This window comes from Variovorax sp. 01T432 (assembly GCF_056398605.1).
In genome coordinates this window covers 1-392 of sequence record NZ_JBFTPS010000171.1, presented here as the reverse complement: position 1 = coordinate 392, position 392 = coordinate 1, and the positions used below count along the sequence as shown (strand labels likewise).

The 392-nt window shown below is 66.8% G+C and carries 1 protein-coding gene; it reads left to right on the top strand.

Features of this window, described 5'->3' with window-relative positions:
* On the top strand, nucleotides 1-273 hold a 273-nt coding region (locus AC1DNF_RS35840), incomplete at its 5' end, for a DUF5597 domain-containing protein (RefSeq protein ID WP_478153694.1).
* Nucleotides 274-392 lie beyond the last annotated feature (119 nt).

Genomic DNA, 392 nt, shown 5'->3' with positions numbered 1-392 from the left:
GCCGAGAAGCAGCCCGACCGCGAGATCCCCGACGCCGGCGCGCTGGTCGCGCAACTGGGGCCCGACGAGTTCCTGATCACCGGCTACCGCGCCCGCCTGACCTTCGGCTCGGCCAAGAACGAGCGGTTCATGGTCTCGCGCGTCGAGGAAGGCCACTTCGACGACAAGGGCCAGTGGGTGTTCGACCGCGTCTGGAACGGCGACCAGGTCGACTACGGCCTGAACCTGACGACCTTGCCCCAGATCCTGAAGGTGAAGCTGGCGACCTACTAGGTCGCCGGCCAGGCCTGAGAACAAGAACGAAAACAACGACGACAGGGAAGAAGAACGACATGCGCAGCATCTATCGGGGCGGCGGCCTGGCCGCGGGCCTGGCCCTCTCCCTGCTGGCC